The following is a 26,667-nucleotide window of genomic DNA, read 5'->3' on the forward strand; positions in this document are numbered from 1 at the left end:
GCGCAGCCCGGCTCAGGGGCCGGTGCAGACCAGGGAGTCCGACGGGCCGCGCGAGGCCGAGGTGATGGTCGCGATCGAGAGGTGGTCGCAGGCGGCCAGGGGGTTGCCGCTGCCGACGTTCCGGAGGCCGTTCGGCCCGGTGGCGTAGCAGTGCAGCCCGGTGGATTCGTAGAAGCCGATCCAGGCGGTGGAGTTGACCTGGGCGGCGCAGTAGCCGCCGATGCTCAGCGGGCCGTAGGTGATGGTGGTGGCGGCTTGGGCGGGTGCGGGAAGGGCGAGGGCGGTGATCGCCCCGGCGGCGAGGACGGTGAGGATCCGGCGCTTCATGCTGCCTCCCTGTGGGTTGTTGCCCAGATTATTGGATAGGAAAGCTTCCTAAGCAATATCTATATATGCGCAGGTCGAAGCTAGTTTTCTTCACGACACGATCAAGTCATGAAAGAAATGACGCCAGTTTGTGCGGTCGCGGGCGACCCGCGTCCGAGGCAACCACCCGCCCCGCCCGGACGTCTGATCGATCATGAATCTGTGGCGCAGGACCCGTTCGATCCCGCTGCGGTGCGCGCTGGCCGCCCCGCTGCTGTACGTCGTGGCCACGGCGGCGGCGATCGAGTGGGCCGTCCGGCCGTCCGGCCCCTACCCGTGGTCCGAGGAACCCCATCCCTGGAACGACGCGTTGCTGGAGCGACTCGATGGCGTGGCGGGCACGGCGATGGGCGGGTCGCCTGGCTGGCCACGCCCGGCCCGGAGCGTCAATGAAGTGTCAATGGCGATCGGTCATCGTCTCGCCCATGGACAGGAGAACACTGCTCAAGATCGGCGGCGCCGCCGCGCTCAGTGCGACCGTGGCGGCCGCCGACCCGGGCCCGCGCGGCGCCGCCGAACTCAGATCGCGGCTGAAGGGGACCGTGCTCTTCCCCGGAGACAAGGACTTCGAGGCCGAGGCCAAGGGGTACAACCCCGTCGCCACCCACCGCCCCGAAGCGATCGTGATCGCCGGTTCCGCAGCCGACGTCGCCGCCGCCGTCGGCTTCGCCGCGCGGGCCAGGATGCCCGTCGCGGTGCAGGCCACCGGCCACGGCATCGGCGCCGCCGCCACGGGCGGCATCCTGATCAACACCAGGAAACTCGACCGCGTCACCGTGGATCGCCGGCGGCGCACCGTCCGCGTCGGCGGCGGCGTCCGGGTGCGCGCGGTCGTCGCGCAGGCCGCCGAATCCGGGCTGGCCATGCGCAACGGCTCCTCCCTCGACGTCGGAGTGGTCGGCTACACGCTCGGCGGCGGGCTCGGGCCGTTCGGCCGCGCCTACGGCTATGCCGCCGACCACGTGCGCGGCATCGACCTGGTCACACCGTCCGGCCGCCCCCTGCGGCTGTCGCGGCACGAGAACCCGGACCTGTTCTGGGCCGTGCGCGGCGCCAAGAGCAACTTCGGCGTCGTCACCGGCATGGAGTTCGACCTCTTCCCGCTCTCCCGCCTGTACGGCGGCGCCCTGCTGTTCCCCGGCGGGGTGGCCGAGCAGGTGCTGGCGGCGTACGCGGCGCTGCGGCTGCCCGAGGCGATGACCACCGGGCTGGCCGTACTGCGGGCGCCGGGCAAGCCGCCCGTGGTCAGGGTGACCGCCGCCTTCCTCGGATCCCAGGCGGCGGGGGAGCGCCTGCTGGGGCCGCTGCTGGGGCTGCGGCCGATCCAGAACACGCTGGGCGTGCTGCCGTACGAGAAGATCGGCACGATCTACAACGACCCGCCCGCCGCGCCGCTGCCGGTGCACGAACGCAGCGGACTGCTGCGGCGGCTGCCGGTCGAGCGGCTGCTGGCGGCGGCCGGGCCCGACGCGGCGCTGCCTCCGGGGATGGTGGAGGTCAGGCACCTCGGCGGCGCCCTGGCCAGACGGCCCGCCGCGCCCAACGCGATCGGCCACCGGGACGCCGCCTACACGCTGTTCCTGGCCTCCCCGGCGCCCGCCGACCAGGCGGCGGCGGTCGGGGCGGCGCAGCAGAAGGTCATGGACGCGCTGACGGGCGACCTGACGGGAGGCATGCTGCCCGCGTTCACGAGCGCCTCGGACACGGCACCGGAGCGGGTGCGTACGGCCTACGAACCGGAGACCTACGCCCGACTGCGGAAACTCAAGCGACGCCACGACCCCCACAACCTGTTCCGGGCCAACCACAACCTCCGATAACTGTCGGGTGAGTCGTAAGATGTCGGCTCATGTCGTTGCGGGTAGCAGTCCTGGGTCCGGTGCGTGCCTGGACCGGTTCCTCCGAGGCCGACCTGGGCTCCCCTCAGCAGCGGCTGGTGCTGGCCGCGCTGGCGCTGGCGCAGGGCCGCACCCTGAGCAGGGCCCAGCTCGCCGACGTCCTGTGGGGTGCGGCCGAGCCGCCCCGCAGCGCCGTCGGGGTGATCCGTACGCACGTCTCCCGGCTGCGCGCCGTCCTCGGCCACGCCTCGGTCGTCTCGGCGGGCGACGGGTACGCGCTCGGTCCCGCCGCCACCGACGTGGCCGACTTCGACGCCCACGCGGCGGACGGCCGCCTGCGCGAGGCGCTGGACCTGTGGCAGGGCGAGGCCCTGGCCGGGCTGCCCGGCGAGTACGCGGCAGGCCGCCGCGTATGGCTGGCCGAGCGGCGCACGACCGTCCTCGAATCCCTGCTGGAGGACGAGGTCGGCCGGGGGCGCCACGCCGAGTGCCTGGCCGAGCTGACCGCGTTGCGCGCCGAGCACCCGCTGCGCGAACGGCTGACCGGCCTGCTCATGCGGGCACTGCACGCCGCAGGGCGGCGGTCGGAGGCGGCCGGGGTGTACGCCGACACCCGGCGGCTGCTGGACGAGCGACTGGGCGTCGAACCGTCGCGCGCGTTGTCCGAGACGTACCGGGAGATCGTCGCCGCCGATCCGGTGCGCGCGCCCGAGGCGCGGCGGCCGGTTCCCGCCCAGCTGCCCGCCGCCATCACCGACTTCACCGGCCGTGCCGCCCTGGTCGAGGAGCTGACCCGGGCGCTACGGCCGGGCGCCGCGCTGGCGATCTCCGCGTTGTCCGGGCTCGGCGGCATCGGCAAGACCGCGCTGGCCGTACACGTCGCGCACCGGGTCAGGGCGGACTTTCCCGACGGGCAGCTCTTCACGGACCTGCGCGGCGCCGGTCCCGACCCGGCCGACCCGGCGGAGGTCCTGGCCGCGTTCGTGCGCGCGCTCGGCGTCGAGGAGGTGCCCGACGGACCGGCGGAGCGCTCGGCCCTGTTCCGCAGCCTGCTCGCCGAGCGCCGGGTGCTGCTCCTGCTCGACAACGCCGCCGACGCCGCGCAGCTCGGCCCCCTGCTGCCCGGTGCCGCGAGCTGCGCCGTACTGACCACCAGCCGGGTACGGCCGACCGGGCTGGCCGGGGCCCGCCAGTTCGCCCTCGACGTCCTCGACCCCGGCGAGGCCCTCGACCTGCTCACCGCGATCGTCGGCCGCGACCGTGTCGAAGCCGAACGCGAGGCCGCCCAGCGCCTGGTTACGGCCTGCGGCCGGCTGCCGCTCGCGGTCAGGATCGCCGCCGCCCGCCTGGCCGCCCGGCCGTCCTGGACGGTGTCCCTGCTGGTCGAGCGGCTTGCCGACGAACGCCGCCGCCTCGCGGAGCTGCGGGTCGGCGACCTGGCGCTGGAGTCGGTGTTCGCGCTCAGCTACGACCAGATCTCGCCGGCACAGGCCAGGGCGTTCCGGCTGCTGGCCCTGCCTGACGGCCCCGACCTGTCGGCGCCCGCCGCCACCTGTCTGATCGGCCCGGAGGCGGAGGAGCGCTGCGAGGAACTGGTGGACCTCGGCCTCGCCGAGTCTCCGGCGCCGGGCCGCTACCGGATGCACGACCTGCTGCGCGTCTTCGGCCGCGCCCGCCTCGGCGAGCGCGAGCAGGCGGAGGCGCTGGCCCGGCTGCTCGACTTCCACCTGGCGACGCTCAGGAACGTCCACCGGGCCATCAGGGACGGCGAGTCGGCGCAGGAACTCGCCGAGATCACCGCGACCGGCCACCCCATGGCGGACGACACGGCGGGACGGGCCTGGCTGGCGCAGGAGGCACCGGGCCTGGCCTCGGTCCTGGCCCAGGCCGCAGCGGCGCACGACGCCCACGCGGAGTCCGGCGCCCGCGCGGACGTGCCTGCGGACGTGCTCGGGGAGGTCGCCGCATCCGGCGCTCGGGTGGAGGTGCTCGCCGAGGTGGCGTCGTTGCTCTCCTCGCAGATGGACGGTGTCGTTCAGGCGTCGCTCGCGATCCCGGCCGTGCGCGGCGTCGCCGCTGTGGCCGGACGGCGTGACGACCCGGCGGCCTGCGTCGCGCTGGCGGCGCTCGGGCACCTGCTCAGGGACAACGGCGAGATGGACGAGGCGGCGAGCCACCTGCGGGCCGCCCTCGACCTCGCCCGGCGGCACGACCGGGCGGATGTGTTCATCGACGTGGGCAACACGCTGGGGCTGGACGCCTACTACGCCCGCGACCACGACCGGGCGAGCGAACTGCTGCGCGAGAGCATCGCGGTCAGCCGCCGCGAGGGCATAGCCTCCGACCTGGCCACCGCCTCGCTGAACCTGGCCCTGGTGCACATCGAGACCGGTGACGTCGCCGAGGCCGTCCGCCTGTCCCGCGACGCGCTGGACCTCGGCGGGGATCCGATCCTGCGCACCTTCGCCCTCTACACGCTGGCCAGGGCGCTCGGCGACGCGCCGGAGGCGGCGGCGCGATACGCCGAGTGCGTCGCGCTCAGCCGGGAGAACACCCTCGGCTTCCGTACGGCGGCGGCCCTGTTCCGCCTGGCCGAACTGCACCTGGCCGCCGACCCGGCGCAGGCCGCGACGCTGGCGGAGCAGTCGCTGGCGGAGAGCGAGAGCCTGGAGAACCCGCACATCAGGGGCGACGCGCTGGCGATCCTCGGCCAGGCGCTCGTCGCCCTGGGCCAGCCCGGCCGAGGCCGCGCCTGCCTGGAGGAGGCCGCCGCCGTCTTCACCGACCTCGGCGTCCTGCCCAAGGCCGACGACGTGCGAACCGTCCTCGCCGACCTCGGCTGAGGCGGGCGGGCTGAGGCAGGCGGCCTGGAGTGCGACGACTGCGACCTCGACGGCGACAACGACGCGGACGGCGGTGACGACGACGGGACGCGCGGGCCGTACGTGGACATCCCCGACCAGGACGTCCAGGACACCGAGGACGCGACCTGGAACGAGGACGGCACCATCGTCTTCACCACCACGTCGGGCAGCAAGCGCACCTTCCGCCTCCTGATCACCGAGCGCGGCACCCTCACCGTGCCGAACCGCTGGGCCAGCGACCTGCCGAACCGGCCGCCGAAGACCGTCCCCTTGGGCGACTGGGAGTTCGGCGTACGCACCGAGGGCCGGTGGCGGCGCGACGAGAGCGGCGACGCGGGCAGGTTCGTCTACACCTTCGACTCCTACGAGAAGAACAACCCCGCCTACCGTCCCGGCTTCGAGCCGCCGCGCAACCCGGGGGCCGCAAAGCCCGGCTAATACGCCGAGCCCGGCCATTACGCCGGGCCCGGCTTCGAGTCGCCGCGTACCCTGAACGCCGCCGAGCCCGGCGCCTGACCGGCCGCTGACGCGGGCCTACCATGTGAGCTGTGCGTTTCGAGGTGCTCGGCCCGGTTCGTGGCTTTCGAGGTGAGCGGGAGGTCGAACTCGGCTCGCCGCAGCAGCGGCTGACCCTGGCCGCCCTGCTGCTGGCCGAGGGCCGCGCCCTCACGGTCGATCAGCTCGTGGACATCCTGTGGGCGGACGAGCCGCCCAAGACCGGGGCCGCCACGGTGCGCACGTACCTGTCCCGGCTGCGCGCCGCGCTGGGCGAGGGGGCGATCCGGTCCGCCGGCGGCGGCTACCGCTGCCCCGCTCCCCTCGACGTCACCGACTTCACCTCGGCGCTCGGCCGGGCCCGGCGGCTCCCGCCGGACCAGGCCCGGGACCTGCTCGCGGACGCGCTCCTGAGCTGGCGAGGGGAGCCGCTGTCCGGGCTGCCCGGCGTGTGGGCGGAGGGGCAGCGGGCCCGCCTCGCCGAGCTGCGGCTGTCGGCTCTGGAAGCGAGGATCGAGGCCGACCTGGCGCTCGGCCGCCACCAGGAGGTCGTGGCCGAGCTGACCGAGCTGACCGGCGCCCACCCGGCGAGGGAGAGCACGGTGGGGCAGCTCATGCTGGCGCTGTACCGCTCGGGCCGCCAGGCGGAGGCCATCGCCGTCTACACCGGCCTGCGGCGGTCGCTGGCCGACGCCCTCGGCCTCGCCCCGTCGGCCGAGCTGGCCGCCCGCTACCAGCAGATCATTTCTGGTGACCCGGCCCTGACGCCCCGGCCGAGGCGGGAGCCGCCGGTGCCCCGCCAGCTTCCGCGCGACCTGCCGGACTTCACCGGGCGCACGGCGTACGTGGACGACCTTCTCGGCGTGCTGCGGGCGGCGCGACGACCGGCGCCGCCGCTGGTCGCCGTCTCGGGTACCGGCGGCGTCGGCAAGACCGCCCTGGCGCTGCGCGTGGCCCACGAACTGCTGCCCGACTACCCGGACGGGCAGCTTCACGCCGACCTGCGCGGGACGGGCGGCGACCCGGCCGACCCCGGCGAGGTACTGACCTCCTTCCTGTATGCCCTGGGCGTCCCCGAGCGGCGGATCCCGGAGGAGCCGCAGGAACGTTCCGCGATGTTCCGCTCGCTGCTGTCCGACCGCCGCGTGCTCGTGGTGCTCGACGACGCCGGCTCCGCCGCCCAGGTGAGGCCGCTGGTGCCTGCGGGCGCCGGGTGCGCGGTGCTGGTGACGAGCCGGTGCAAACTGCCCGACCTGGGCGCGGCCCACCGGGTCGAACTGGCCGTGCTGCCGCCGGACGAGGCCGTCGACCTGCTGGCCAGGATCGCCGGCGACGAGCGGGTGGCGGCGGCGCGGGCGGCGGCCGTCCGCCTGGTGGCCCTGTGCGGGCACCTGCCGCTGGCCATCCGCGTGGCGGGAACCCGGATGGCGCTGAGGAGTTTCCGGACCGTCGAGTCCACGCTGGCCGAACTCGCGGACGAGCACGGCAGGCTGGAGGTGCTCCGCGCCGGTGAACTGGACGTCGAGAGCACCTTCGACCTGTCCTACCGGGCGCTCTCGCCCGCCCAGGCCCGCGCGTTCCGCCTGGTGGCCGCGCGCGACTGCGACGATCTGCCGCTGTCCTCCGCGAGCGCCGTCCTCGACCTGGCCGAACCGGACGGCGAGGAACTGCTGGAGTCACTGGTCGACCTCGGCCTCCTGGACTCGCCCGCCCCCGGCCGCTACCGCTGCCACGCCCTGCTCAAGGTGTACGCCAGGGGCCGCGCGGCGGCGGTGCCGTACGAGCACCGCTGACCTGCTGTCTACGTACTGTCAATGCCTGTTCGGCAGGGTCGTCGGCATGAAGATCAGGACACTCGCCGTCGCGGCGCTTCTGTCGGCGGCGGCGCTCACGGCCTGCGGCGCCGAACCGGCGGCCACCACCCAGGCCACCCAGCAGGCCGCCCCGCAGCAGACTCAGCAGGCCGACCCGCAGGGTCAGGAGCCCGCCGGGAAGCAGGGCGCGTTCGTCGCCGTCGTCGCCGAGGCGAAGGAGGCCGCCAACCAGGAGATGCGCAAGGCGTTCGCGGAGGACAAGGCGCTGGAGGAGGTGGCCCAGGGCTTCAACGAGCTGCTGAAGCTGCCCGAGGGCGAGTACATCCTCGCCGCAGAGGAGTGCGGGCAGGCCAACGCCTTCTGGAGCCCCGACGAGAAGAAGATCACCATCTGCTACGAGCTGCTCACCGACGCCGCCACCAAGGCGCAGGAGAACTTCACCACGGACAAGGAGAAGGAGGACTACATCACCGGGGTCCTCATGGACACCCTCTTCCACGAGCTGGGTCACGCCGTCATCAGCATCTACGACCTGCCCACGGTCGGCAAGGAGGACGACGCGGTCGACCAGCCCCGGTGACGACCTTCATGCCCGCGCGGGTGGAACCGCGCCTGCGCATGATCCGGTACGGCACCAGCAGCCCGACCCCGGCGATGAGGAGCGCGGGCAGGACGGCGGCGCCGTAGTCGAGGTCGAGGGAGTCCGCGGTGGTGGTGGTCAGGTAGGCCCAGTAGCCGACGGCGGAGAAGAGCGCGGCGATGGCGGCGGCGATCCACGGCTTCTCCCGGATCCACCCGGTCACGCGCCCGGTCGCGCCCTTGGTCAGCAGGTCGGCCAGCCAGAAGAGCGTGACGACGACGCCGACGACGGGCAGAAGGTACAGGAAGATGGTCACCAGGGTGCCGACCAGCCGGGCGAAGATGGTCGCCTGGTCGAGCCCCGCCTGCTCGGGGGTGATCCCGAAGATCGCGTAGACCTCCTGGAGGCCCAGGTACAGCATCGCGTACAGGGCCACCGCGATCGGCACGGCGACCGCCCCGATCTTCTCGACGACGGCCAGGATGCTGCCGCGATCCTGCTGAGAAGCATCGTCATGCTCATTTGTCTGGATATTCACGGTTAGAAGAGTGTTCGCCCGGTATGGACGGCACATTGCGATGCGATAAGCGCCTCGTCGAGGACCGTCCGCCGTACCACCGGGTGGGCGAACCGCAGCGGCGAGCCGTTCAGCAGCAGGCCCATCCGCACCAGGACGGCCAGCACACCGGGGAAGCGGACCCCGCTCAGCCCCGCCTGCGCGGCCACCGCGTCCGACGTGGCCCGCTCACCCAGGACCGCCACCGCCCGCGCCAGCTCGGCCGCCCCCGGACCCGCCGCCCGCAGCAACCCCGACACCCAGCGGGCGGTCGCCTCCGGCCGCTCGCCCGAGTGCAGGGTCCTGACCTGCTCGGCGAGCAGGAAGGCGTTGCCCCCGGTGTCGGCGAGGCAACGGGCGACGAACGCCGGATCCGGTTCCGCGCCGGTCTGCTCGCTCACCAGCGCGGTCGCCACCTCCGGCGGCAGGCTGCCCAGGTGCACCGTCGGCAGCAGCGAGCACGTCGCCTCCAGCGTGTCCGGCCGCTCCGAGGGCACCCCGGCCGAGCGGGAGACGACCAACGCCACCGGCAGCCCGCGCAGCCGCCGCAGCGTGTAGGCCAGCCAGCGCAGCGACTCCGTGTCGCACCACTGCACGTCGTCGAGCACGACGAGCAGCGGCACCCGCCGGGCCAGCCGTACCGTCATCCAGTGCAGCCCGTGCAGCACCTCCGACAGGTCGCCGCCGCGCCGGTTGCGCCAGATCACGTCGGCGGCCGGGAGCGTCACGCCGTCCAGCACCCGCGCCCGCTCCTCCTCCGGCAGCGCCGAGAGGACCGGCTCGAACACCTGGCGGGCGACGCCGAAGGCGTAGCCGCTCTCCAGCGGGCACGCGGTCGCCCACGCCACCTCCATGCCGCGCAGCCCCGCCAGCGCCTCGACGCTGCGCAGCAGTTGGGTGCGCCCGGTGCCCGGCTCGCCCTCGACGAGCAGCGCGCCGCCGTCGCCGGACTCGGCGGCGCCGAGCACGTCGCTGACCGAGTCCAGCAGATGGTCGCGGCCGAGGCAGCGGATCCGCACCGGCGCGGGCGCGGCGCTCGGGACGGCGGGCGCCCCCAGCGCCGGCGCCTGGACCAGGATGTCGGCCTCCAGCCGCCGCAGCGCCGGGCCGGGATCCAGGCCCAGCTCCTCGGCCAGGTGCCCGCGAGCGCGGCGCAGCACGGACAGCGCGTCCGCCTGCCTGGCCGAGCGGTACAGTGCCAGCGCCAGCAGCCGCCACCCCTCCTCCCGCATCGGATGGGTGCGCGTGAACGCCTCCAGGTCCGGGATGGCCTGCGCGTGCCGCCGCAGCGTCAGCAGCGTCGCCAGCCGCCGTTCGACGGCCGCGAGCTTCAGCTCCTCCAGCCTGCCCGCCTCCACCTGGGCCCACGTCGAGTGGGAGAACTCCGCGTACGCGGGCCCCCGCCACAGCTCCAGCGCCCGGTTCAGCAGGTCGAGCGCCACAGACGGGTCGCGCTGCGGGTCGCGCTGCGGGTCGGCCTGCCGTACCAGTGCCTCGAAGACCTCGGCGTCGCACTGCTCGGCCGAAGCGCCGAGCCGGTAGCCGCGCGGCTCGGTCAGCAGCACCGTGGGCCGGTCGGCGGGCTCCAGCGTGCGCCGCAGCCTGCACACGAACGTCCGCAGCGACGCCAGTGCCTGGCGCGGCGGCTCTCCCTCCCACAGGTCCTCGATCAGCCGGTCCAGCGGCACCACCCGGCCCCGCGACAGCAGCAGCCGCGCGAGCACCGCCCGGCTGCTCGGCGAGCCCAGGTCGAGGTGCTCGTCGCCGCGACGGACCTCCACCGTCCCCAAGACGCCGAACTTCATCATCAATCCCCCCTACACGAACGAGGGCTCACTTTCCGGGACACCGATCTATGTCGCGTATACGAATCGTCAACACGTTCACCCCAGGTTGGGGGCATGCTCCGCTTCGAACTCCTCGGCCCGGTGCGCGGCTGGCACGAGGACACCGAACTCGACCTCGGCTCGCCGCAGCAGCGACTGACCCTCTCGGCGCTGCTGCTGGCCGACGGGCGGATGCTGAGCGTCCAGCAACTGGTGACGGTGCTGTGGGCGGAGGCGCCGCCGCCGACCGCCGCGAGTACCGTGCGCACCTACGTGTCGCGGCTGCGCGGGGCGCTCGGCACCTCGGCCATCCGCTCGCTGCGCAGCGGCTACAGCTCCACGGCCGCCGTGGACGTGCGGGAGTTCGCCGCGCTGGTGTCACGCGCGCGGGGCGCGTCGCGGACGGAGGGCAGGCACCTGCTGGAACGGGCGCTGCGGCTGTGGCGCGGCGAACCGCTCGCGGGCCTGCCCGGCCCCTGGGCCCAGGTGCAGCGCTCCCGGCTCGGCGAACTGCGGCTGTCGGCGCTGGAGGCCCGCGTCGAATGCGACCTCGCACTGGGACGCCACCAGGAGTCCGTGGGGGAGCTGAGCGCGCTGGTGGCCGCGCACCCCACGCGGGAGCGACTGTGCGGACTGCTCATGCTGGCACTGCACCGGTCAGGACGGCAGGCCGAGGCGATCGAGCTGTTCACCGCCACCCGGCGGCTGCTGGCCGGGCGGTTCGGCGTGGACCCCTCGCCCGACCTGGCCGGGCTGTACCAGCAGATCATCACCGCCGACCCGGCGCTGGAGGCCGACGGCGCCGCCGTACCGGTGCGCCTGCCGGTGCCCCGCCAGCTCCCGCTGGATGTGGCCGACTTCACCGGCCGGGCGGCGGAGGTCGCCCGGATGATCGGCTCGCTGCGCGCGGGCGGCACCCGCAGCCTGCGGATCTGGACGGTGTCCGGCCAGGGCGGCGTCGGCAAGACCACACTGGCGCTGCACGTGGCGCACGCGGTCAAGCACCTGTTCCCCGACGGCCAGCTCTTCGCCGACCTGAAGGGCACCCGCCAGGACCCGGCCGCTCCGGCGGACGTGCTGGCCGCGTTCATGCGCGCGCTCGGCCAGGCCGACCTGCCGGCCGGGCTCGCCGAACGCGCCGCGCTCTACCGGTCGCTGCTCGCCGACCGGCGCATGCTGGTCGTACTCGACGACATCCGCGACGCGGCCCAGCTCACGCCGCTGTTACCGGGATCGGTCGGCTGCGCCGTCCTGGTGACCGGCCGGGCCCGCCCGGCCGGACTCGACGGGACGCTGCGGATGACGCTGGACACCCTCGGCCCCCACGAGTCGGTACGGTTGCTCGGCACCATCCTCGGCCGCGAGCGGGTGGCGGCGGAACGGCAGGCCGCGCTGGAACTGGTCATCGCCTGCGGGCAGTTGCCGCTGGCGATCCGGATCGCCGCCGCCCGCCTGTCGGCCCGGCCCGCGTGGACGATCGCCCAGCTGTCGGCCCGGCTCGCCGACGAGCGCAGGCGGCTGGCCGAACTGCAGGTCGGCGAGCTGACCGTGGAGGTGAGCTGCGCGCTCGGCTACGAACGGCTGCGTCCTGAGCTGGCGCGCGCGTTCCGGCTGCTGTCGGCGCCCGGCGCGGCCGAGCTCACGGTCGCGGCGGTCGCCCGCCTGCTGGACGTCCCCGAGCCGGAGGCCGAGGAACTGGCCGAGGAACTGGTCGACCTCAGCCTCGCGCAGTCACCCGCGATGGGCCGCTACCGGCTGCACGACCTGCTGCGGCTCTTCGCCGGCGCTCGCCTTCTCGAAGAGGACGGCGACGCCGCCCGAAAAGCGGCCCTCCACCGGCTCCGCCGCTCGGGCTGACGTCGTCGTCAGGTGGCCCGGCCTCTCCTCCACCGTCCCGGCTGTCGTCAGGTTCTGGCGTCCACGTCGGTCTCCCAGTCGGAGGCGCCGCCGCTGTCCCTGGTGAGGGTGCCTTCGATGCGCCACACCGGCACCAGGTAGCCGGAGTCCTCGTCGAAGTAGTGAGCGGCCGTGATCGTGCGGACGGCCAGCGTGCCCGCGACGGCGTCCACCCCGATGTCCTGGGCGATGTCCACGGCCTCGCGCGGGGAGACCGTCTCGACGGTCTCGACGGCCCTGACCGGGATCCGCTCGTCGCGGATGCCGAGCAGCTTCCCCTTCTCGCCCAGGACGAGCGAGACCTTCCCCCACAGGAAGGCCGCGCCGCCCTGCTCCTTGCTGACGTAGTCGAGGTGCAGGTTGCCGTCCCGGTATCGGTCGTCGACACCGGCGTAGGCGAGGGTGGCGGGGTCGAGGCCGAATGCCGACAGGTGCCCCGGCGCGGCCTGCCTGCCCGCCGCTTCGCTCGGCGCCGCCCCCGGATTCGTGTCGTCGGCGCCGAAGGCCGCGTCCCAGGTGGCGTACGGGTGCACGATGAAGCGCACCCGGCCGCCGTCGGCGCAGATCCACGCCCCCGCCTCCTGCTCGCAGTCCCCCTTCACGGCCAGCCGCCTGCGCAGGCTCGCCACGACGGCCTCCTGGGTCTGTGCCGGTGCGGCGCGGTAGAGCCGCGCGCTGGAGCCGTGCGCCGGGATCGTGTCAGGGACCTTCACCGCCGACGGCCGCAGATGCCCGTAGTAGACGACGCCCAGCCGGTTGCCGCCGTCGATCGCGGTCACGGTCGCGAACGGCGCGACCACCGCGACCGCCACGAAGGCCGCCGAGGCCGTCCGCCACCGGCCCGGAGCAGGGGCGGAACGGGCCACAGCGCGCACGAGCACGGTCACGGCGGCGCCCAGCGCCGCGCCCGCGGCGTTGGCGATCACGTCGTCGAGGTCGGCGTTGCGGCCCGTCGCGAGCTGCACCAGCTCCGTCGCCACCGTGAGGGCCAGCCCCGCGAGGAACACCCGCAGGACGCCGCCGAACCTGCTCGGGAACACCACCGGCAGCAACAGCCCGATCGGGAACGTGATCAGTACGTTCAGCGCGAGCTGCGTGAGCCCCTCGGTGTTGGCGAGGCCGTACTCGGCGGCGATGGAGAAGGCGCGGAGCGGGGCGAGGTTCAGCAGATCGCCCATCCCATTGCCGAACTGCATGATCTGGGTGATGTAGACGAACGCCACCAGCGAGCCGGTCAGCAGGAACTCCGCTGCGATCCGGGGCCACGGCGGGCGGGCGCGGCGGCGCCGTACCAGGAGGAAGACCGCCAGGTAGGCGAGCACGGTGAGCCCGCCCACCATAGGCAGGATCTGCACCACTTTGAGTGCATAGTTCATGGAACATGCCTCGTCTCGTGGGACGGAGCCCGTCAGGCGGCTCCGCGGTCGTCCAGCACTACGGCGTCGTCCCTGCGGATGACGGCGACGTGAAGCTGCTGCAGGTGCTGCGACGGATCGTGCCCGAGCGACTCGTTGAGCGTCCGGCGTGCACGGTCGTAGGAGACGTGCGCGCCGTCGAGGTCGCCCAGAAGGTAGCGGGTACGGATCAGCTGCGCCCACGGGCGCTCGCGCAGCGGATGGTCGGCCGTCATCTGCTGGGCGTAATGACTGGCCTCCTGGAGGTCGCCGAGGCGGATCAGCGCCTCGGTCAGGCTCTCCCTGAAGTCGAGGAAGCGCAGCGTGAAGCCGTCGAGGCGGGCACGCAGCCGGTCGGAGGCCGTGACCCCCATCCCCGCAGGCCCGCGCCACAGTCGCATCCCCTCGCTGAGCGCCCGATGGGCCGCCGCCCAGTCGCCGTGGCGGATGGCCTTCTGACCGAGGTCGGCGTGCCGCCCGAACAGATGGACGTCGATGTCCTCCGGACGGGCCGTGAGTCGGTAACCACCGCCGCCGCCCCGGGAGGCGCGCAGGGTGACGACCTGGATCCGCTGGGCATCGCCCGTGTCGGCGGTGGCGAGCCGCAGGTAGCGGCGTACTTCCGCGATGTGGCCGCGCAGATTGGTGATCGCCGAGGACGGAAGGGTGTCCCACAGCATGTCGCACAGCCGGTGGTGAGAGACGGTCACGCCCACGTCGAGGGCGAGCGCGGTGAGTGCGCCCGCCGAGGCGGACGTCGGTAATTGCCAAGGTACGTCATGGAACGTGAATTCGACTTGACCTAGTAACCGTATCAACTTGAAGCTCCCCGTCTACGGCCTAGCTCCCCGTATGGCTACAAACCGCTAGCAAGCATGACACGGCGTTATGTGGCGTGTCGGTGAGAGATTCGTAGCATACTGTCCGTGCCCATCCTAACGCGGTCGAGTGATGTATGTGAATGGCGCGAAATCCGTTCGCTCGGATGTTGCCATATAACCCGTGCCCCGGGACACGGATTTATCCGGGGAAGCAAAGTGTGGGCGGCCCACGGCAATGGCTCCGCCCACACGTGTCAGCGACACGGAAGGAAGATACAACATGGCTCGTACTCTTCTCAGAGTTCTCGTGCCCGCATTCGCGGCGGGGGCCATCGCGCTGTCCGGCGCCGGCGCCGCGTTCGCCGACGAGCCGGCGAGCGGCGAGGTCTCGCTCGACGGCGTGACCACGACGGAGGTCGTGAACGTCGGCGGCGGGACCTGGGACTACGGCACCACCTCCAGCCGGGGCACCTGGTCCAACTACTACCACGGCAGCAGGTGGCACGGCTCGTCGGCCCAGGGCACCTACTTCGACCGGTCGCCCTGTGTGCGGCCGGGCGCGTGGTCGCGTGCCTGGGCTCCGCGCGCCTCCAGCGGCAACCGCGCCTGGTGGCGGCACTGCTAGCAGCCCCTCCCGAAGCGGACGGCCGGCGGGTGCGAGCCCGCCGGCCGTCCGGCCGGAATCGGTATTCGATCATTGGGAATGGGCATGCTGCATCGGAGCATCACCTTCGCATATGCCGCGCTCCTCGGATTCGCGGTGATCATGGCCTTCTCGGTAATGCAGATGCGCGACCGGGACGGCATCGTCGGCGCGGACGCCGTCGTCCGTGTTTCAGGTGAAGGGGCCGTGCCGAGCGGCCGGGTCGCCGACTTGATCGCGGATTTCGTGCGGACCGAACGCGTCAATATCGGCCGGGAGGCGCCGGATCTGACGGATCCGGGAAATCGGCGCCGGCTCTATCTCGCCGTCGGAAATCCTGAGGCCGGCTCGGCGAACTGGTTACCGGACGGTTATCCCGGTTTCGATTCCGCTATGCGGACGGAAGTGCTGGGTTTCGCGTCCGGAGTGCACGCCGGCGGCTATTATTCGATATTCGGAGATCCGGATCAGGCGGAGCGGCTGCGCGCGGGGTTCGAGCGGCTCGGGTTCACCGCCGAGACCGAGCCGATGGTCTCGCCATCACAGCGCGTGCTCCGCCACTTCGCAGACGGTCCGCTGCTGTGGTGCTTCCTGATCGCCGTGACGGCGACCGTGTCGCTCGTCGGCCTGGGCGTCGGTCTTGGCGCCCGCGCCTATGGGACCCGGCGGGCGCTCGGCGGGTCGTACCCGGCGGTCCTCGCCGGGGACCTCCGGCGGGTGGCGGGGTTCCTGGCGCGGGCCGTGCCCGTCACGGCGGCCGGGGTGCTCGCCGTCCTGCTCCCGCACAACGGGCTGCACCAGATCGCGGACTTCGCCTGGATCGCGGCGGGCCTCGCCGGGGCGCTGGCGAGCATCGCCGTCGTCACGCACGCCGCCGCGCTGGCGCTGGTCTTCCGCCCGCCGCTGCCCGACGCGCTCAGGGACGCCGGTCTGGGCGTCCTGGCCGTGGTGGGCGCCTATGCCGTACGGGTCCCGGCCGTCATGCTCACCTTCACCGTCGCGGCGGCGGCTGTGGGCTCTTGGCGGGTCGTCGGCGACCAGCGGGCCGGCGAGGGGCGGTGGGCCGAGGCGGGCGCGGCCGTCCGCGTCATGCTCAGCGGCACCTCGGTCGACCTCGCGAACGTGGACGCCATGGAGCGTGCGGTCGGGAACTGGCTGCGCCGGGCCGACGGGGACGGCCGGCTGGTCCTCGCCTCCCGCAGGCAGTTACGGGACTTCCTGCCCGCTGTCGCCGACGGCGGGCGGGACGTCCTGGTGGTGAACGGCGCCTACCTCACCCGGCAGCAGGTGCTCCTCGCGTCGGGACGGCGGGCGGGCGGCGCTGCGGAAGCCCAGGTCCTGATCCCGCCCGACCTGGCGAAACGCTCGTCGCAGCTCGCCGAGGGGGTCGGCGGCTGGGTCGCGTACATGGGCGGGCTCAGCCGGACCCCGGTCGAGAAGGTGCTCTTCCACGGTCTGCGCGGCGGGCAGTCGCTGTTCACCTACGGCTCCGGGCCCGACGTCGTCCACGACCACGTGCTGCGCGACCCGGTGGTGGTGGTGCTGCCGGCCTCGCCCCGGTTCCTTGTGGACACCGAGTACACGGCGTACGCGTCGAGAGGGGCGGCGATCTTCCCGGAGCCGGACGACGTCGCGAGGGCGCGGGCGGGCGGGAAGCTGGGCGACTACGTCAACGGCGTGCAGCCGGTCGCGCAGCGGGCCGCCGACCAGTACCGGAGCCGGGTGGTCGAGTTCCGCGACCACCTCGTCAACCTCGGCGCCGCGATCGCGGTGCTGCTGATCACCGCCGTCGGCGTCTGCGCGGCCTACGCCGGGGGGAACGTGCGGCAGACCTTCGCGAGGCGGGCAGGACACTCGTTGCTGCGCACGTACGGACCACTGCTCGTGCTGGAGGCGGCCCTCGCGTCGGCCTTCGTCACCTGGAGCCTCGGAGGTGTGGGGGGCGACCCGGTCGCCGTCGCGATCACGGCGGTGGGGATCTGCCTGGTCGTCGTCGCGCTCGCCGTACTCGACCGGCGATTCTGACGGCACGGCCGCTTTGGGTCGGGGCGCGCTCGGACAAGTGACGAGGGCTCGTGGCGGACCCGATAGGTCGGAGGACCCGCAACTCTGACTAACGGAGGACTCGGTAGCGAAGATGAGCCTCACTCGCGAAGGCTGATGTATCGAGGCGCTCAAGCTCGATGTGCCGCCCAAGGCCTGCGAACAGCGAGATGCCGTCGCCGAGCAGGACCGGCGCAACGTCCAGGTGGAGCTCGTCGACGAGACCGAGCCGCAGGCACTGTCGTGAGATGGTTCCTCCGAGCAGGCTGACCCAGCCGTCCCCGGCCGCTTGCGTGGCCAGCCTGACGGCCTCGTTCATGTCGTCGACGACGAAGTTGTACGTGGTGCCGTCGCGCTCGATCGGCTCATGGGCGCTGTGGGTCATCAGGTAGACCGGGACCTTCAGCATGCCGCCATACGGGATCTCGCCGTCCTCGATGGTCTGGGTCTTGTTCGCGCCGCCGACCACCGCGCCGATCCGGCTCATAACTCTCTCGACGACGGCGTCATCCTCGGGAGCGGAGGGTCGGCCGAACATCCAGTCGACCCCGCCGTCCTCTTTTGCCATGAACCCGTCAAGAGTGATGGTCGCGTGGACGATCACGGTAGCCATAGGCCGCTCCTATCTCCGAGAGGTGAGTCGATCGACTCACCTCTATTAACCTAATCGCGTTCGTAATGGTGAGTCAAGGAACTCGCCTCGATGGGATACTGAACGGATGACACGTGGACGGTCCTCATACCACCGTGCGGTGGCCGCGACCAATCGCGAGGCGATCCTTGGCGCCGCTGCGCAGCTCTTCCTGGAGTTCGGGTACGACCGCACGCCGCTGGCACGTGTCGCCGAGCGCGCAGGGGTGTCCAAGGCGACGCTCTTCAAGCAGTTCCCGACCAAGGCCGAGCTCTTCGAGGCAACAGTGCTTGCGGCAGGCGGATCGCCGGCTCCGGAACCGGTCGAGATCCCGGCCGGCGACCTCTACGCGGGCTTGGTGGTGCTAGGTCGCGCGTACTCGGAACTGTTGACTCGTCCTCGTATGGTCGCCCTGATGCGAACCGTGATCGCCGAATCGCACCACTTCCCCGAACTGCGCGAGCGAACCTTCGACTTCGGCACGCTGCCTGTGCTGCAGGCGCTGGGGCGCTATCTGCGGGAGGCGCACTCCGCAGGAAGCGCCGACATCGATGATCCGGATCTGGCATCCGCACAGTTCCTCGGCATGATCGCGTCCGCGATCTTCTGGCCGCGCCTCACGCACGGTACGTGGTCGATCACCAAGGAAGAGCAGTCGCGAGCGGTCGACGAAGCAGCCCGAACGATCGCCGCGCGCTTCGCAACTCCCTGATGTGATCATCCGCGTTCGGGGCGGTGCCCAACCTCAGGCGTACAGCCCCTCCTCGACCGGCTGGCTATGTCGGCTCGACTCCGCCCTGCTGGCGAGACCTTTCGTTTCGGATGCTCGTCATGCCCCGGTAAGGGCCTACGAACTGCTGCGGATGCTCGGCCGCACGGCTCGCAGGGGTCTCGGCGCCAGGGTTTTGAGAATCTCGAACACCACCTGAGCTCGCCGCCACCCCACAGGAAGATCACCTGCCATTGTATTACCGCAGCTCAGTGGCATATTCGCGGGAAGTTTCTTCATTGCTACCGGCGCCCCTACCGGTGACGGCGCACGAGCTGAGCGTTTGCGTTAACGCCTATCTCATTGCAAATCGACGGCTTTGCGTTCACTCTCATACTCATTGCAAATGCCAGATTGGCTTGCAGTTCTCGTGTTGACAGCCTTATGAACGCAAGTTAGCTTTTGCTCTATCGCAAACGAGCTATATCGCGATTGGAGCATCATGAAGACCTGGCATCGCCCGCTGCTGCTCTGCGCGGGCCTCATGTCAGCACTGACCCTGGCCTGCGGCGTCGGCCTCGTGGTCGACGAGCGCAGCCTGCTCGGCGAGTCGGTGTGGCTGAAGCCACTGAAGTTCGGCTTCGCCTTCGCCCTGTACGCCGCGACCCTCGCCTGGCTGCTGTCCAAGCTGGCCAAGGGCAGGCGCCTGGGCCGGTGGGTCGGCACGATCTTCGCCGTCGGCGCGAGCGTCGAGGTCGCCGCCATCACCGTCCAGGCGGCGCGGGGCACCTTCAGCCACTTCAACGCCGACCAGAACGACCCGGTCACCCTGGCGCTGGTGCCGATCCTCACCTACGGCGTCATGATCGTCCTGATCGCGCAGCTCGTCATCGCGGTCACGGTGCTGATCCAGCGCACATCGGACGCCGCCCTCACCCGCGCCATCCGCGCCGGGCTCGGCCTGGCCACGGCGGGCATGCTCATCCCGCTCTACTGGATGGTCACCGAACTCCACCCCCGTACGGTCACCGACGCCGCCGGCCGCAACGTCCCGATGTACCAGGGCCACGGCATCGGCGACCCGGACGGCACCGGCATCCCGCTCACCAACTGGAGCGCCACCGGCGGCGACTTCCGCGTCCCGCACTTCTTCGCCCTGCACGGCATCCAGGCGCTGCTCGTCGTGGCAGCGCTGCTGGCCGTCCTGGGTGCGAGGCACGCCTGGCTGCGCGACGAGCGGGTACGCGCCCGGCTCGTGGGCAGCGCGGCGCTCGGCTACACCGGCCTGGTCGCGATCGTGACCTGGCAGGCCGGGCGCGGCCAGTCGCTGATCCACCCCGACGCGGCCACCCTCGCGGCCTTCGCCGCAGTGGCCCTGGTCACCGGGTGCGCCACCGCGTGGACGATCCTCGCGGCCCGCGCCCGCCGCCCGGCCGTCCGCTGACCGCGCCCACCCCAGACGATTCGATCTCAGGGAACGAACATGATCACTTCCTTGTCCGCCCTCGTCACCGCGACCCTGGTCGCGACCTCCTTGCCCGCGTCCGCCCTGGCCACGTCCGACGGCATCGCTTCCGTGAACCCCGAGGTGCAGCGGATCCTGGACCAGGCCGTGGCCTCGAAGAGCACCCCGGGCATCGTCGCCGAGATCCGCGACGGCGGGCGCACCCGGTTCGGCCGGGCCGGGGTCTCCGACACCGCGACCGGGCGCAAGCGCCAGCAGCACGAACGGTTCCGCATCGGCAGCGCCACCAAGGCGTTCACCGCCACCGTGGTGCTCAAGCTGGTCGCCGAGGGCAAGCTGAGCCTCGACGACACCCTGGACAAGTGGCTGCCCGAGCTGTTCGAGGACAGCCGCTACCAGGCCGACGAGATCACCGTCAGGCAACTGCTCAACCAGACCAGCGGCGTGTTCTCCTACTCCGAGGACCAGGAGTTCTTCGCCAAGGGCGTGGGCGAGGCGTGGTTCGAGCACCGCTACGACACCTTCACCCCCGAGCACCTGGTGAAGATCGCCCTGAAGCACCCGCCGACCGGGGCGCCGGGCGAGCGGTTCAAGTACTCCAACACCAACTACATCCTCGCCGCTTAGCATGGAGGTCCTGACCAGGTCAAACAAGAGACATCGCCCCAGCTCGCGGCCTATGCCGAGAGTCTGGGGCTTCTTGTTGTTCCGGGTTGATCACGGCTGCTGTCAGCACGCGTGCTGACGTTGTGCTGACCCCATGATGGCCGCGAACCGGTAACCCTCTTGACGGTCCTCCACCCACGCTTCAAGCTCGCCATAGTGCAAGTTCGAGCACACTCGGAGCAGTGGAGGGCAACATGGCGCTACGGTTCATCGGCATCGACCCGGACACGGATGGGAACAACTGCCCTTCCGTGTGGGTGGACGAGACGGACGGCAGCATCGTCATACAAGGGTGGGAACTGACCAACCCGGAAGATCTAGCCCAGGTCGCCACCCGCAGTCCTATCCCCGACAATGAGAAGGTCGTCCGCGTCCCACGACGCATGGCCAATCTGCTCATGGAAGCGTGTGGTGGAACCCCTCATGACCTTTGACGAGATGCTGGCAAGCGCACAGCATTCGGCGGTTCACCTGGAGATGCGCGACGCCTACGTGCCGGACGATCCTTCGTTCATCGCCTGGCAGGGCGGGCCGCCTTACGACCGCACAGAGCGAGAGCGCGACTGGCACCGGCTCATCGAAGGCACACGAGCAAGAGGGGTCACGGTACGCCGCGCCCGCATCGTTTCTGAGCCGGTTACCGAGTACATCCGGTTCGAGCACTCGGTTACCGACTCGATGAACATCAAGGCCGGGGAGCAGGTCAGATGGCTTCCCCGGCGGCAAGCATCCGACTTGCTGCTGCCAGGAAACGACATTTGGGTGTTCGATGAACACCTGATCCGCTTCGGCTTCTTCGCCGGTGATGGTCGCTACCTCGGTGACGAAGTGGCCCGCGATCCGGACGTGATCAAGCGCTGCCTGACAGCCTTTGAGGCGGTCTGGGAGCGCGCTATAGATCATGCGGAGTACCGGCTCGTCTGAAGTCCGACACATGCGCACCTCGCCATCCTCCAGTGCACAGCAAGCACGTCAGGGCATCGCTCACCGTCTCAGGGAGATCCGGCTCGATGCCGGAATGACAGCACGAGCTGTCGCACAGATGGCGGGGTGGCATGAGTCCAAGGCATCCAAAATCGAGCATGGACGCACATTCCCCTCGGAGGCAGACATCCGGGCGTGGTGTGCTGCATGCCGGGCAGAGGATCAGGCCACCGAACTGATCGCCGCCGCGCGCGCGGCGGACCTGATGTATGTGGAGTGGAAGCGGCTTCAAAGGACCGGTCTGCGGCAGCTCCAACTTTCTAAGATCAAGATGTATGAGCAGGTCAGGCACTTCCGCGTCTACTGCTCCAACGTAGTTCCCGGCCTCTTTCAGACGGCCGCCTATGCCGAAGCTCTGCTGTCATCGATCGCCACGTTCCGCGAGGCCCCCAACGATGTGGCGGAAGCGGTAGCGGCCAGGGTGGCACGAGCGCGCTTCCTCCACGAGGGCGATCACCGATTCGCGGTTCTGGTCGAGGAATGGGTGCTACGAAGTCGGGTTGGTGACGCTGAGGTCATGGCTGGCCAGCTTGGACACCTTCTTGCGATCATGTCGTTGCCCTCGGTCTCAGTGGGGATCATCCCGCAGAGTGCCGAGCGAAGCATGTGGCCGGTCGAGGCGTTCAACATCTTTGACGACGCACTAGTACAGGTGGAGCTACTCACTGCGGAGATCAACGTGAGTCAGCCATCAGAGATCGCCCAGTACGTCAGAGGATTCAATCAGTTGGCCGAGTTGGCCGTGTATGGAGCGGTAGCTCGACAGCTCATCGCCTCTGCCATCGCCGAACTTGCTTGATTCGGAGCAAGTTCGAGCACACTCGTTGAGGCCGGGTTTTGCCTTCTCCTACCGTCGATGGCATGACGGGAAAGCACACCACACCAGCCCTCGACCAGGCGTCGGAGGCGGAGGCCGCTTTGGAGCGGCTTCACCGGCGCCTGGTCGCCGAAGGGATCAGCCCCAAGCTGATCCAGCGGACCGCACGCGAGTCTGAACCGCTCGCAGAGACTGCCGACCACTCCCCGACGCTGGTGATCTACCAGGACGCCGGTTGGCGCGTGGCCACGATCGCGGTCGGGTCGCGCTCTGGCATGTACCTCGTGGATGTGGCCCAGGTTGGCCCGCACAACGAGCCGAAGCCGGATCTGAGGACGCTTGTGCCTCCCGCGCTGCCGCATCGCGCGGTGCGGCTGGTCGCTCACGCGTGCAGGGTGGGGGCGCCATGACCGTCGAGGAGCTGGACGTGTTGTGCGCCCGGCATGGCTGGCTGCGCATCACGTGTGTGATCGGGCTCGCCGTCGTGCGGAGGTCGTACACGCAGGACATGTACGGCAAGGGCCTGGTCTACGGGTTCGTGGACCACGACCCGCAGACGCTCGCCGACAAGATCTCCGAGCAGTGCGTGATCCAGGCATCGCATGCGGCCGTGCCGGGCGCCATCGCGGGAAGGGGGCGCGGGTGAGCAGCTCGCCGACGAAGCCCATCACCTGGATCGGGTCGGAGTTCGCGCAGAAGACCCTGTGTGTGGACGGGATCGAACACGGGTACGCGGGCGGGCAGCGGGTGTTCTCGATCCAGAATCAGCCGCACGCCACCTTCCTGCACACCTACCTTCCCCGTCCGGACGGCAGGCCGTTCCCGCGCGAGGAGTTCACCGGCCCGGAGAAGGCCAAGGATCGGGCGGCGGTCATCTTGCAGGGGTTTCTCATGCACCTTCTCGCGCCCGATACGGCGCGGAAAGTCTCCTAGACGGCCCCCGACCCAGGGCGCGGGTGCAGCCCTCCATATCGGCCATAGGCGTCTTGGCTGTGGGCTGCTTCCTTCCCGTCACCCCGTCGTCCCAGGTCGGGGGCGCACGTTCACGGCCGGTGGCGCCCACCGGCCGTGGCCACACGTCGGGCCGTCCGCGCCCGGCGACAAGGGAGGGCAGACAGATGGACCTGTACACCCTGAACCTCGGTGAGCTGAAGTTCCGCCGCGTGTGCGGCGGCAACAACAACGAGGACGGCGAAGGCGAGTCCTGCGTGGAGATCGCCCCGATACCGGGCGTTCCGAACGCCTTCGCCGTGCGCGACTCGAAGAACCCGGACGCCGGGACGCTCCGGTTCACCGGTGACGAGCTGCGCGCCACCGGGATGACGACCGTCTAGGAAGCCGCCTGATCACGGCCCTGCCCGGTTGCGTCGGGCAGGGCCGTACCACTTCACCATGACACGAGCAGGGGGAATCATGCTGCACTGGCACGGCTACACCTGGACGGGCAACGGCGCCGAACTCGCCCGTGAGTCCGAGCGCCGCCCCACCTCGCCCGACTTCCCCACATCGCTCCTGCCCCCGATGCGTACCGGAGACTGGTTGCTGAAGCCAGCAAAGCGCATCGCCGAGACCTTCCACGACGCGACGAAAGCTGTCGAATGGATGGTCAACCAGTACGAGCCCTTCCGGCCGCCGACCGATGTGATCCCGCTGGAGAGCCGCACGACGGACGCGCACAACCTTCTCCCACGCGGCGTCGATGTGCAGTGGGGCGAATGGCTGGGCGGAGTCCGCTTCCTCACCATCGGAGTGATCTGCTGCCCGAACCGGCATGTCGGCCACCCCTGCCCCACACACCGGACACGCGCCGGTGGTTCGGCATGAGAGGCCAGCACTTGTGCTTGCTGGCCCCGATCCTGCTGCTGGCCCACCTGGCGGGCTGGTGGCTTGCGGTCATCGACTTCTGAGCCGACCGCCCCGGCCGGGAGCCCGGTACGTTACCGATTCAACGTGCTGGGCTGTCGAGATTCGCGTACTGAGCCGTTTGAGGACTAACGAACTAACGAACACCCACGGAACTGAGGAAGACGGCTTGCTGGTCGGAGGACGTCGAGGCCGCTTCATCGACTACAACACCTTCCGCAAGGCGTTCGCCGCAGCGGTCAAGGCAGTAGGACTGCCCGAGGGCTTCACCCCGCACGACTTACGTCACGCCTACGTCTCCATGCAACTGGCAGACGGCATCCCGATCACCGACGTGTCCCGCTTCATCGGGCACAAGAACATCAACATCACCTACGCCATTTACGGCCACCTGGTGGACGAAGCCTGGGACCGCGCTCTAGAGGTCATGCAAGCCCGCTTCGACGCCACCCCCGCCGTAGCCGCAGCGGCCTAGACCCTGTGTGCTGACTTTGTGCTGACGTTGGAGCACCCCAAAATCCCATCTACCTGGGACTTTTGCTCCCTACTCGCACTCCAACACCAACTACATCCTCGCCGCCCTGATCGTGGAGAAGGCGACCGGCCGTACCTTCGCCCAGGAACTCGGCCGGACGGTCATCCGTCCCCTGGGCCTGACCGGCACCTCCCTGCCCGGCACCGACCCCAAGATCCGGGGCGCCCACCCGGTGCACTACTCCACCCTGTTCTCCCAGGACCCCAAGCCCGCCGTCCACGACGTCACCGACATGAACCAGTCCTTCTCCTGGACGGCGGGCGGCGCCGTCTCCACCACCGGCGACCTCAACCGGTTCTTCACCGCCCTGTTCAGCGGTCAGCTCCTGCCGCAGGCCCAGCTCAAGGAGATGGTCAAGACCGTCTCCACCGACGGCGCCGGCTGGATCCCCGGCACCAGGTACGGCCTCGGCGTCTTCGAGCAGAAGCTCTCGTGCGGCGTCACCCTGTGGGGCAACGGCGGCGCCACCTACGGCTCCTGGAGCTACGCCCTCGGCACCCGCGACGGCAAGCACCGCCTGGCCACCCAGGTCAACGGCGACTGGGCGGGCCTGAGCGTCTTCAACCAGGTACTCGAAGCCGAGTTCTGCTCCCGATAACCCGAAAAGGGGCGGCCACCGGCCGCCCCTTTCCCTGCGGCGAGCCCGCTCACGAACGACCGCGCGATCTCAGCCACCGGCCGCGTGCGGCGACCATCTGGTGCTCGACGGCGTCGACCTGGACGTCGCGGCGGGCAACGCATGCGGCGCTCAGTCGGATCGGGTATCGGCGTCGGCGCTGTTGCCCGACCCGGAGCAGGTGCCCGGTTCGCCCGGGGGGCGGTGCGAAGGGACGTCGTCCCCCTGGTCGATCTGGATGAAGCGGGTGCCGCAATCTGGGCACTTGCCTGCCATCAGATGGCCTCCACACCTTGGTAGGGGGGGTGGGATCCCGGCTGCTTACCGGGAGCCAGGGTGTAAGTGAAGTACACGTAGATGTGCGCACCCGAGTGGAAGGCCACATCGAGGCCATAGCGATGCGTCCCGCCCTGGATCGGGCGCACGCTTTCCACTTCGGTGTTCTTACTATTGGTGATCAGAGCCGCAATCCACGTCTCGAACTGCTTGACGGAGATCTTTTGTCTGTCAAGGTCGAAGGCGGGAACATCGGTCTGCTGGGGCGGCTCCCCTTCGATGATCCGTTCGGTGCTGTCGGCGCTGTCGCCTCCAGACGCGGCAGTGCGGACAGATCCCAGCACGATGCTGGCGCCAGTGCTGAACGAGACCTGAAGCCCCACAGGAGTGTCGTTTGTACCGGCGTAGCCGGTGACCCCGCTGACAGCCGGATTGGGCGTAGAGCTGATCAGGTCACTCAGGTAGGTCACAAAGCGTGCCAGGCGCATCGTCGAACTTCCTTGGGCTAGGCCGGTTGACCTGTGGAGTGTAAAGGACCAGCGGTCTCGGGGTCGGGCCTCTGATGAAGCCTGAGGCTGTTCATGCACTGGATGCTAGAAGGCGGACCGGGGTCGGCCAAGTTGTTGGAGTGGTACATCGAAGTGTGTTGGGACAACGCTCGACGACACGCACTCCCGGACACGGAGCTGAAGGAGCCCCGCTCGACAAGCAAGGAGCCCCGCCATACGGACGGGGCTGTGATCCAGGCGCGAATGCACCCCATGTATCGGGACTGCTGAGCCGGGTGAGCTCAGATCGTCGAACTCGCCGCCCTTGACTCCCTGGCTGAAGGCGTCCCACTCCGAAGGCGTGAAGTACAGCACCGCCGGAACACGCCTGAAACGGGCCCCTTCGATGAGCAGCGCGCCGATTCCGCAGCTCAGGCGCCATCGGCGCGGCGGGTGACGGCCTGCCCGCCCACGCCCGTCC

The 26,667-nt window shown here is 70.5% G+C and carries 27 protein-coding genes and 1 pseudogene; 21 read left to right on the plus strand and 7 right to left on the minus strand.

Translation table 11 applies throughout. The features are described from left to right. Positions 1 to 12 precede the first annotated feature (12 nt). Positions 13 to 327, minus strand: a complete 315-nt coding sequence (locus tag ABD120_RS13585; protein ID WP_343950194.1) for a hypothetical protein — start codon at positions 325 to 327, stop codon at positions 13 to 15. Positions 328 to 791: 464 nt separating this feature from the next. Here ABD120_RS13585 and ABD120_RS13590 point away from each other — a divergent pair, with 464 nt between their 5' ends. The 5 genes from ABD120_RS13590 (at position 792) to ABD120_RS13610 (ending at position 7,957) form a co-directional block, all read left to right on the plus strand. Next, complete coding sequence (locus tag ABD120_RS13590) at positions 792 to 2,186, plus strand: FAD-binding oxidoreductase (protein WP_343950195.1); 1,395 nt, start codon at positions 792 to 794, stop codon at positions 2,184 to 2,186. 29 nt (positions 2,187 to 2,215) lie between these two features. Continuing rightward, on the plus strand, positions 2,216 to 5,047 hold the full coding sequence (locus tag ABD120_RS13595; RefSeq protein WP_343950196.1) for an AfsR/SARP family transcriptional regulator: 2,832 nt from the start codon (positions 2,216 to 2,218) through the stop codon (positions 5,045 to 5,047). Between the two features lie 102 nt (positions 5,048 to 5,149). Then, on the plus strand, positions 5,150 to 5,506 hold the full coding sequence (locus tag ABD120_RS13600) for a hypothetical protein (RefSeq protein WP_343950197.1): 357 nt from the start codon (positions 5,150 to 5,152) through the stop codon (positions 5,504 to 5,506). Between the two features lie 110 nt (positions 5,507 to 5,616). Further along, positions 5,617 to 7,356, plus strand: a complete 1,740-nt coding sequence (locus ABD120_RS13605) for an AfsR/SARP family transcriptional regulator (RefSeq protein ID WP_343950198.1) — start codon at positions 5,617 to 5,619, stop codon at positions 7,354 to 7,356. Positions 7,357 to 7,402: 46 nt separating this feature from the next. Continuing rightward, positions 7,403 to 7,957 (plus strand): DUF4344 domain-containing metallopeptidase, encoded by a 555-nt coding sequence (locus tag ABD120_RS13610; RefSeq protein ID WP_343950199.1) that lies wholly within the window; start codon positions 7,403 to 7,405, stop codon positions 7,955 to 7,957. On the opposite strand, the gene ABD120_RS13615 is transcribed toward ABD120_RS13610, so the two are convergent. Both ABD120_RS13615 and ABD120_RS13620 read right to left on the minus strand, forming a co-directional pair. Then, positions 7,896 to 8,495: a hypothetical protein gene (locus ABD120_RS13615; RefSeq protein WP_343950200.1), complete on the minus strand. Its 600-nt coding sequence runs from the start codon at positions 8,493 to 8,495 to the stop codon at positions 7,896 to 7,898. The genes ABD120_RS13610 and ABD120_RS13615 overlap by 62 nt on opposite strands. A gap of 2 nt (positions 8,496 to 8,497) precedes the next feature. Beyond that, positions 8,498 to 10,321, minus strand: a complete 1,824-nt coding sequence (locus ABD120_RS13620) for an ATP-binding protein (protein WP_343950201.1) — start codon at positions 10,319 to 10,321, stop codon at positions 8,498 to 8,500. A gap of 93 nt (positions 10,322 to 10,414) precedes the next feature. Here ABD120_RS13620 and ABD120_RS13625 point away from each other — a divergent pair, with 93 nt between their 5' ends. Continuing rightward, positions 10,415 to 12,196, plus strand: a complete 1,782-nt coding sequence (locus ABD120_RS13625; protein ID WP_343950202.1) for an AfsR/SARP family transcriptional regulator — start codon at positions 10,415 to 10,417, stop codon at positions 12,194 to 12,196. Positions 12,197 to 12,243: 47 nt separating this feature from the next. Here the strand turns inward: ABD120_RS13625 and ABD120_RS13630 are convergent, their stop codons facing one another. Both ABD120_RS13630 and ABD120_RS13635 read right to left on the minus strand, forming a co-directional pair. Beyond that, positions 12,244 to 13,590: a VanZ family protein gene (locus tag ABD120_RS13630; protein WP_343950203.1), complete on the minus strand. Its 1,347-nt coding sequence runs from the start codon at positions 13,588 to 13,590 to the stop codon at positions 12,244 to 12,246. 53 nt (positions 13,591 to 13,643) lie between these two features. Next, entirely contained in the window at positions 13,644 to 14,339 is a 696-nt protein-coding gene (locus tag ABD120_RS13635) for an AfsR/SARP family transcriptional regulator (protein ID WP_343950204.1), read from the minus strand. A 391-nt stretch (positions 14,340 to 14,730) separates the two neighbouring features. Here ABD120_RS13635 and ABD120_RS13640 point away from each other — a divergent pair, with 391 nt between their 5' ends. Next, positions 14,731 to 15,075 (plus strand): lactococcin 972 family bacteriocin, encoded by a 345-nt coding sequence (locus ABD120_RS13640; RefSeq protein WP_343950205.1) that lies wholly within the window; start codon positions 14,731 to 14,733, stop codon positions 15,073 to 15,075. A gap of 411 nt (positions 15,076 to 15,486) precedes the next feature. Then, positions 15,487 to 17,118: a hypothetical protein gene (locus ABD120_RS13645; RefSeq protein ID WP_343950206.1), complete on the plus strand. Its 1,632-nt coding sequence runs from the start codon at positions 15,487 to 15,489 to the stop codon at positions 17,116 to 17,118. Between the two features lie 88 nt (positions 17,119 to 17,206). On the opposite strand, the gene ABD120_RS13650 is transcribed toward ABD120_RS13645, so the two are convergent. Beyond that, positions 17,207 to 17,749: a dihydrofolate reductase family protein gene (locus ABD120_RS13650; protein ID WP_343950207.1), complete on the minus strand. Its 543-nt coding sequence runs from the start codon at positions 17,747 to 17,749 to the stop codon at positions 17,207 to 17,209. 139 nt (positions 17,750 to 17,888) lie between these two features. On the opposite strand from ABD120_RS13650, the gene ABD120_RS13655 reads away from it, so the two are divergent. The 13 genes and pseudogenes from ABD120_RS13655 to ABD120_RS13715 all read left to right on the plus strand — a co-directional run. Beyond that, the gene (locus ABD120_RS13655) at positions 17,889 to 18,479 is read left to right on the plus strand and encodes a TetR/AcrR family transcriptional regulator (protein ID WP_343950208.1); all 591 of its coding nucleotides are present in this window, start codon (positions 17,889 to 17,891) and stop codon (positions 18,477 to 18,479) included. Positions 18,480 to 18,978: 499 nt separating this feature from the next. After that, positions 18,979 to 19,920 (plus strand): hypothetical protein, encoded by a 942-nt coding sequence (locus ABD120_RS13660; protein ID WP_343950209.1) that lies wholly within the window; start codon positions 18,979 to 18,981, stop codon positions 19,918 to 19,920. A 39-nt stretch (positions 19,921 to 19,959) separates the two neighbouring features. After that, on the plus strand, positions 19,960 to 20,568 hold the full coding sequence (locus tag ABD120_RS13665; protein ID WP_343950210.1) for a serine hydrolase domain-containing protein: 609 nt from the start codon (positions 19,960 to 19,962) through the stop codon (positions 20,566 to 20,568). A gap of 221 nt (positions 20,569 to 20,789) precedes the next feature. Beyond that, positions 20,790 to 21,041 (plus strand): hypothetical protein, encoded by a 252-nt coding sequence (locus ABD120_RS13670; protein ID WP_343950211.1) that lies wholly within the window; start codon positions 20,790 to 20,792, stop codon positions 21,039 to 21,041. Beyond that, positions 21,031 to 21,531 carry a DUF6879 family protein gene (locus ABD120_RS13675; protein ID WP_343950212.1) on the plus strand — a complete coding sequence of 167 codons (501 nt, stop codon included), beginning with the start codon at positions 21,031 to 21,033 and terminating at the stop codon, positions 21,529 to 21,531. Before ABD120_RS13670 ends, ABD120_RS13675 begins: the two co-directional genes overlap by 11 nt. A gap of 10 nt (positions 21,532 to 21,541) precedes the next feature. After that, entirely contained in the window at positions 21,542 to 22,390 is an 849-nt protein-coding gene (locus ABD120_RS13680) for a helix-turn-helix domain-containing protein (RefSeq protein WP_343950213.1), read from the plus strand. Between the two features lie 62 nt (positions 22,391 to 22,452). Next, on the plus strand, positions 22,453 to 22,818 hold the full coding sequence (locus ABD120_RS13685) for a hypothetical protein (protein ID WP_343950214.1): 366 nt from the start codon (positions 22,453 to 22,455) through the stop codon (positions 22,816 to 22,818). After that, the gene (locus ABD120_RS13690; protein WP_343950215.1) at positions 22,815 to 23,054 is read left to right on the plus strand and encodes a hypothetical protein; all 240 of its coding nucleotides are present in this window, start codon (positions 22,815 to 22,817) and stop codon (positions 23,052 to 23,054) included. The genes ABD120_RS13685 and ABD120_RS13690 overlap by 4 nt, the downstream gene beginning before the upstream one ends. Next, entirely contained in the window at positions 23,051 to 23,341 is a 291-nt protein-coding gene (locus ABD120_RS13695) for a hypothetical protein (RefSeq protein WP_343950216.1), read from the plus strand. The genes ABD120_RS13690 and ABD120_RS13695 overlap by 4 nt, the downstream gene beginning before the upstream one ends. A 185-nt stretch (positions 23,342 to 23,526) precedes the next feature. Then, the gene (locus ABD120_RS13700) at positions 23,527 to 23,742 is read left to right on the plus strand and encodes a DUF397 domain-containing protein (RefSeq protein ID WP_343950217.1); all 216 of its coding nucleotides are present in this window, start codon (positions 23,527 to 23,529) and stop codon (positions 23,740 to 23,742) included. Positions 23,743 to 23,800: 58 nt separating this feature from the next. Further along, positions 23,801 to 24,232 (plus strand): hypothetical protein, encoded by a 432-nt coding sequence (locus ABD120_RS13705; RefSeq protein ID WP_343950218.1) that lies wholly within the window; start codon positions 23,801 to 23,803, stop codon positions 24,230 to 24,232. Continuing rightward, positions 24,180 to 24,746, plus strand: coding sequence for a tyrosine-type recombinase/integrase (locus ABD120_RS13710; RefSeq protein ID WP_343950219.1), 567 nt, complete (start codon positions 24,180 to 24,182; stop codon positions 24,744 to 24,746). The genes ABD120_RS13705 and ABD120_RS13710 overlap by 53 nt, the downstream gene beginning before the upstream one ends. A gap of 82 nt (positions 24,747 to 24,828) precedes the next feature. Further along, positions 24,829 to 25,404 (plus strand): annotated as a pseudogene (locus ABD120_RS13715) (serine hydrolase domain-containing protein); the annotation flags it as partial. A gap of 293 nt (positions 25,405 to 25,697) precedes the next feature. Here the strand turns inward: ABD120_RS13715 and ABD120_RS13720 are convergent. Further along, positions 25,698 to 26,186: a hypothetical protein gene (locus ABD120_RS13720; RefSeq protein WP_343950220.1), complete on the minus strand. Its 489-nt coding sequence runs from the start codon at positions 26,184 to 26,186 to the stop codon at positions 25,698 to 25,700. Between the last annotated feature and the right edge of the window lie 481 nt (positions 26,187 to 26,667).

This window comes from Nonomuraea longicatena (assembly GCF_039525605.1).
GTDB classification, from domain to species: domain Bacteria; phylum Actinomycetota; class Actinomycetes; order Streptosporangiales; family Streptosporangiaceae; genus Nonomuraea; species Nonomuraea longicatena.

Excerpts from the sequence above, each read along its gene's own strand:
- ABD120_RS13585 (WP_343950194.1), bottom strand. The coding sequence starts at position 327 with ATGAAGCGCCGGATCCTCACCGTCCTCGCCGCCGGGGCGATCACCGCC.
- ABD120_RS13590 (WP_343950195.1), top strand. The coding sequence starts at position 792 with ATGGACAGGAGAACACTGCTCAAGATCGGCGGCGCCGCCGCGCTCAGT.
- ABD120_RS13595 (WP_343950196.1), top strand. The coding sequence starts at position 2,216 with ATGTCGTTGCGGGTAGCAGTCCTGGGTCCGGTGCGTGCCTGGACCGGT.
- ABD120_RS13610 (WP_343950199.1), top strand. The coding sequence starts at position 7,403 with ATGAAGATCAGGACACTCGCCGTCGCGGCGCTTCTGTCGGCGGCGGCG.
- ABD120_RS13620 (WP_343950201.1), bottom strand. The coding sequence starts at position 10,321 with ATGATGAAGTTCGGCGTCTTGGGGACGGTGGAGGTCCGTCGCGGCGAC.
- ABD120_RS13625 (WP_343950202.1), top strand. The coding sequence starts at position 10,415 with ATGCTCCGCTTCGAACTCCTCGGCCCGGTGCGCGGCTGGCACGAGGAC.
- ABD120_RS13640 (WP_343950205.1), top strand. The coding sequence starts at position 14,731 with ATGGCTCGTACTCTTCTCAGAGTTCTCGTGCCCGCATTCGCGGCGGGG.
- ABD120_RS13645 (WP_343950206.1), top strand. The coding sequence starts at position 15,487 with ATGCGGACGGAAGTGCTGGGTTTCGCGTCCGGAGTGCACGCCGGCGGC.
- ABD120_RS13650 (WP_343950207.1), bottom strand. The coding sequence starts at position 17,749 with ATGGCTACCGTGATCGTCCACGCGACCATCACTCTTGACGGGTTCATG.
- ABD120_RS13660 (WP_343950209.1), top strand. The coding sequence starts at position 18,979 with ATGAAGACCTGGCATCGCCCGCTGCTGCTCTGCGCGGGCCTCATGTCA.
- ABD120_RS13665 (WP_343950210.1), top strand. The coding sequence starts at position 19,960 with ATGATCACTTCCTTGTCCGCCCTCGTCACCGCGACCCTGGTCGCGACC.
- ABD120_RS13675 (WP_343950212.1), top strand. The coding sequence starts at position 21,031 with ATGACCTTTGACGAGATGCTGGCAAGCGCACAGCATTCGGCGGTTCAC.
- ABD120_RS13680 (WP_343950213.1), top strand. The coding sequence starts at position 21,542 with ATGCGCACCTCGCCATCCTCCAGTGCACAGCAAGCACGTCAGGGCATC.
- ABD120_RS13685 (WP_343950214.1), top strand. The coding sequence starts at position 22,453 with ATGACGGGAAAGCACACCACACCAGCCCTCGACCAGGCGTCGGAGGCG.
- ABD120_RS13690 (WP_343950215.1), top strand. The coding sequence starts at position 22,815 with ATGACCGTCGAGGAGCTGGACGTGTTGTGCGCCCGGCATGGCTGGCTG.
- ABD120_RS13700 (WP_343950217.1), top strand. The coding sequence starts at position 23,527 with ATGGACCTGTACACCCTGAACCTCGGTGAGCTGAAGTTCCGCCGCGTG.
- ABD120_RS13705 (WP_343950218.1), top strand. The coding sequence starts at position 23,801 with ATGACACGAGCAGGGGGAATCATGCTGCACTGGCACGGCTACACCTGG.
- ABD120_RS13710 (WP_343950219.1), top strand. The coding sequence starts at position 24,180 with ATGTCGGCCACCCCTGCCCCACACACCGGACACGCGCCGGTGGTTCGG.
- ABD120_RS13720 (WP_343950220.1), bottom strand. The coding sequence starts at position 26,186 with ATGCGCCTGGCACGCTTTGTGACCTACCTGAGTGACCTGATCAGCTCT.